Annotated in this window: 4 protein-coding genes and 2 pseudogenes; 3 read left to right on the top strand and 3 right to left on the bottom strand. The window is 58.4% G+C overall.

The window, feature by feature from the left end; all coding sequences use genetic code 11:
• Positions 1 to 204: 204 nt before the first annotated feature.
• Positions 205 to 477 (top strand): hypothetical protein, encoded by a 273-nt coding sequence (locus M6689_RS02620; RefSeq protein WP_298267479.1) that lies wholly within the window; start codon positions 205 to 207, stop codon positions 475 to 477.
• 192 nt (positions 478 to 669) lie between these two features.
• Here the strand turns inward: M6689_RS02620 and M6689_RS02615 are convergent, their stop codons facing one another.
• The 3 genes from M6689_RS02615 to M6689_RS02605 form a co-directional block, all read right to left on the bottom strand.
• A complete protein-coding gene (locus M6689_RS02615) occupies positions 670 to 963 on the bottom strand; it encodes a hypothetical protein (RefSeq protein ID WP_298267477.1) in 294 nt (97 codons plus the stop codon).
• Positions 964 to 988: 25 nt separating this feature from the next.
• Complete coding sequence (locus M6689_RS02610; protein WP_298267475.1) at positions 989 to 1360, bottom strand: hypothetical protein; 372 nt, start codon at positions 1358 to 1360, stop codon at positions 989 to 991.
• Between the two features lie 124 nt (positions 1361 to 1484).
• Positions 1485 to 1859: a hypothetical protein gene (locus tag M6689_RS02605; protein ID WP_298267473.1), complete on the bottom strand. Its 375-nt coding sequence runs from the start codon at positions 1857 to 1859 to the stop codon at positions 1485 to 1487.
• A gap of 297 nt (positions 1860 to 2156) precedes the next feature.
• Here M6689_RS02605 and M6689_RS02600 point away from each other — a divergent pair.
• Together M6689_RS02600 and M6689_RS02595 are read left to right on the top strand one after the other, a co-directional pair.
• Positions 2157 to 2801 (top strand): annotated as a pseudogene (locus tag M6689_RS02600) (tyrosine-type recombinase/integrase); the annotation flags it as partial.
• 75 nt (positions 2802 to 2876) lie between these two features.
• Positions 2877 to 4799: pseudogene (locus tag M6689_RS02595) on the top strand (excinuclease ABC subunit A); the annotation flags it as partial.

Raw genomic sequence — 4799 nt, 5'->3', positions numbered from 1 at the left:
GCGGAACGGAATCCGTCTGCTACGCTTGGTTGGATTACTGGGAGGCAGGAATGGGACTATCAGGGCATCAAAGTGCGGCAATGATGAGTTTTATGTCGATAGGGTCAAGTCGTAGAACGGGCACGTGGTGACGGGCCGGGTTCATCGGCCCCTGTCCACCATCGGTTATACGAATTTTCAGTCACTTAGAAAGGAGATGTTGCAATGCCGCTATTTGGAACTCTGATGCACTCGCTACGGGAATACGTAAAAGAACGGATGAGGAAAGAAGACCCGCCGCGGTACTTGGTTGAGAAGGTTTCCGACCTCTGCGACGTTCCGGCTGATCGTCTCGACACCTGTTTGTCAGAAATGCAGATAGCTGTCTCCGAAATTGCCAAACTGAAACGGGGACAAGGGGCGAACATTCGGAAAGCCCGTTTCATCTGGATAGACGACGGCAAGACGGACGGGAAGATCAACGCGAATTTCGTATAACGGCTTGGGCGGTGACCCGCATCGGGGCGTTTCTCAGCCCCGGTCGGTGTCCAAGGGCCTGGTTATACCTCTCTGCTCTTTTCCAAGCGGGGAGTCGATCGGGAGGAACTATGAGAGATTTTCACTTCTCAGATTGTGCGATATACAATGCACCGGCGGTGGAACCGGGGCCTTGCGATTGCGGTTATCAGGCTAGAGTTGAGCATAGATGGTTTGCATGGCTTTATCATCTCGCCTGTAATCTGGCCTTGCACACGCGAAATGCTCTCCGGTATCGGTTAAGGCAGTTATTTCAGAAACCTTGAGCAGGTCCCAGTCATGGGGAGTATATGAAGTGTGGCCGCCTCTTACTTGATAGCATCTTAGAAGTTCATGGCCTTTCTTGGATATTCCGTAAGCATGCGGTTCGACAATGCGCATTACTCCATCATAGCGAAGAGAAAGTTTCTTCTTTTGTCGGATTGCATTAATGATAGTGTTTCGCATGAATTGTCTCCTTGTAGCGGGTAAATCAGTTCAACTTGTTAAGGACGACGTTGATTTCCGTTTCGTCCAAGTCCCATGCTCCGGAAGATAGGAAACCAAAAACAGGGAAGAACCAAGCAATCGTTCCAACGGCATCCCACTTGGCGGCAGTGCTCAAGTGGTAGTCGATCAGCTTTGTATACCTGTCATATCCGACTTTATACGCTTCAATTTGGATTTTCTTGTCTCGTCTTACACTGATTTCGCCGGGGCAATTGTACTGATCACCGTCTACTTTAAGGATGACATCTTGCGGATTACAGTTGATTTTCAGTGTTTGTTTGTCTGGTTGGAATGTTGAACAGCCGGTAATGAGGATTGCCAGCACCGTTAATACCATTTTACTTGTGTTGTTCATGTTGCCTCCTTTTCTTGAGGGTATAACTCGTTAATCATAGGTTTTCCTATATTAGAAACTTGTTTCCTATATAGGATTCTTGCTTCTTATATAGGAAGCCGCAACAGCATCCTATATAGGTAACCTACAGTCTCTTGCTTCCATTCATGAATTCCTCTGGTATTCTCGCTTCCAGTTCCGTGCCACGAATCAATCGATACGGTACCAGCCACAGTTTTGCCTGAGAGTCCCATTTCGCTCGAACCTTGCGCAACTTTTCACGCAACTCCGTTTCTCCGAACTCTACCTTCACCGGAGCAATGTCGCCATCACCGAAGCGGAACGCCGGTTGCCACGGCTTTTCGTCTACTACAATCTCTACGGTCTTCAGCCGAACTCCACGATTTTCATCATACCGATAACGGACACAAAGCAGCGCCTCGCCATATTGCTCAACAAGTCGTCTGGTTCCTTTCTGCCCCGGTTTCAGGTGGCATTGTGTTTTCATATCCTTCAGCATTGGACCTCCATCCGGTCAAGGTTGCGGTAATTCAATTGCAGTGTGGCGATTCAAGGCATTTTGCTCGAAAATATACGTATTCTTTGCTAGGCTGTAAATTAAAATTCTCACGTAAAGGGATGGCTGACAATGTTAACGCTTCCAGCCCACCTCATCGCACGCTATCAATCCCATCTCGCCAAGGGCGGGATTAAGGACGGTAATTTGGCGGAATGCCTGAAGTGGCTCCGGTTTTTTCTGGATTATTGCCATAAGTACAAGGTCTCGGGTGCCGAGTCCTACTGCCTCAACCTGTTCCTGCTCTCCCGGGAAGAGATTGATGCCATCCTGCAGCAGTTGCGGCATCCGTTCAATCTCGTCATAAATCTGCTTTTCGGATGCGGTTTGAGGCTTTTCGAGTGCCTCCAGTTGCGGGTGCGGGATTTCAACTTCGACGCCGGCATTTTGACGGTGCATGGCAAGGGGAAGAAGGATCGCACCGTGCCGCTTCCGGAATCGATTCTTGCTGAACTGAAGGCACAGATGGAACGTGTGAAACAGTTGCACGATGCTGATCTTGCGGTGGGATACGCGGGGGTGTTTCTCGATGACGCGGTGGAGAAGAAGTATCCCAATGCCCCGAAGGAGCTGATCCATCAGTGGTTCTTTCCGCAGCAGTCACTGACGAGGGTGGCTGAGACGGGGGAGTTGAGGCGTTACCATATCCACGAGTCCCTTTTGCAGGAGGCTCTGTACGTGGCCGTACGCAAGGCGAAGATTCCGAAGCGGGTTACGGCCCACACCTTCCGTCATTCCTATGCCACCCATCTTCTCCAGGCAAACTATGATATCAGGACCATCCAGACCAAACTGGGCCACTCCAGCCTGAAGACTACCATGATCTATACCCACTGCGTGCCGGTCAGGACGGTGAAGGAGGCCAGAAGCCCCCTCGATTTCTGAGAAGGGGGGGAAAGCCCGAGAGGTCGAATGTGCTTCGCCGTCGCCCTTCACCCCGATGCCTGCTATACTTCCCCCATGATCCACGATACCATTTCCATTCGAAACGCCCGCCAGAACAACCTCAAGAATCTCGATCTCGACCTTCCCCTCGGTGAGCTGATCGTCGTCACCGGCGTCTCCGGCTCGGGGAAGTCGTCCCTGGCCTTTGACACGGTCTATGCCGAGGGGCAGCGCCGCTACGTGGAGACCTTCTCTCCCTATGCCCGCCAGTTCCTGGAGCGGATGGACCGCCCGGCGGTGGACCGGATCGACGGGATCCCGCCGGCCATCGCCATCGACCAGACCAACCCGGTCCGCACCTCCCGCTCCACCGTGGGAACGATGACGGAGCTGAACGACCACCTGAAGCTCCTCTTCGCCCGGGGGGCGCGGCTCTTCTGCCGCGGCTGCGGCCGGCCGGTGCGGCGCGACACGCCGGAGAGCATTGTCGATGAGCTGCTGGCGCGGAGCCCTCACCCGGCCTCCGGCCACCCTCTCCCGGAGGGCGAGGGTAACGATGGCTCCCTCTCCCCGGGGGAGAGGGCCGGGGTGAGGGGGAACAAAGCGATGTCCGTTCTCGTCACCTTCCCCGTCCCGGTGCCGGCCAACTTCTCCGCCGACGAGGTGAAGGGTTTCCTGGCCGGGCAGGGGTATACCCGCATCCACCGGGAGGAGGACGGCATCCTGGAGGTGATCCAGGACCGCACGCGCCTTACGCCGGAGAACCGTTCCCGCCTCGTGGAGGGGGTGGAGGCGGCGCTCCGTGTCGGCCACGGGCGGGTGCTGGTCTATCCCCTCGGCGGCGACGGCACGCCGGGGGAGCCGTGGCGGTTCTCCTCGGACCTCCACTGCCCCGACTGCGACCTCTCCTACCACGACCCGGCGCCCCACCTCTTCTCCTTCAACTCGCCGGTGGGGGCCTGCGCCACCTGCCGGGGGTTCGGCCGGGTGATCGGCATCGACCACGGCTTGGTGATCCCCGACGAGTCGAAGAGTCTGGCCGGGGGGGCGGTGAGGCCGTGGCAGACCGAGAGCTACCGGGAGTGCCAGGATGACTTGATCTCCTTTGCCGCCAAGCGCGGCATCCCCGCCAACGTCCCGTGGCGGGAGTTGGCGGCGGAGCAGCGCCACTGGGTGACCGAGGGGGAGGGGTCCTGGGACGACGGGCTCTGGTACGGGGTGCGGCGCTTCTTCGACTGGCTCGAAACCAAGAGCTACAAGATGCATATCCGGGTCCTCCTCTCCAAGTACCGGGCCTACACCCTCTGCCCCGCCTGCCGGGGGGCGCGCCTGGCCCCCGATGCGCTTCTGTGGCGGCTCGGGACGAAGGCGGAGGCCGACCGGGTCCTTCCGCCGGAGGAGCGGTTCCGCCCCGAGGGGGTGGAGCTTTCCGATGACCTGCTCCGGAGCCTCCCGGGGCTCACGATCCACGATGTGATGCTCCTCCCCTTGGAGCGCTGTGCCGCGTTCTTCGGCACCCTGGCGCTCCCGCCCCCCCTGGACGAGGCGGCGGAGCTGCTGTTGCGGGAGATCCGCGCCCGCCTCGGCTACCTGGGGGCGGTGGGGCTCGGCTACCTCACCCTGGACCGCCAGTCGCGCACCCTCTCCGGCGGCGAGGTCCAGCGGATCAACCTGACCACGGCCCTGGGGACCTCCCTCGTGAACACCCTCTTCGTGCTGGACGAGCCCTCCATCGGCCTCCACCCCCGGGACATGGGGCGGGTGATCGGCGTGCTGCGGCAGCTGCGGGATGCCGGGAACACCCTCCTCGTGGTGGAGCACGACCCCCAGGTGATGCTCGCCGCCGACCGGCTGCTCGATCTCGGCCCCGGCCCCGGGGAACGGGGAGGGGAGGTGGTCTTCTTCGGGACGCCGGGGGAGATCCTGAAGGAGGAGCGGTCGCTCACCGGGCAGTATCTGGCGGGGGAGAAGAAGGTTGCCCCTCACCCGGCCTTCGGC

This window comes from Geobacter sp. (assembly GCF_027327745.1).
Classification (GTDB): domain Bacteria; phylum Desulfobacterota; class Desulfuromonadia; order Geobacterales; family Geobacteraceae; genus Geobacter.
Note: the sequence above shows the minus strand (reverse complement) of the source record. Positions and strands in the feature narration are given on the sequence as shown.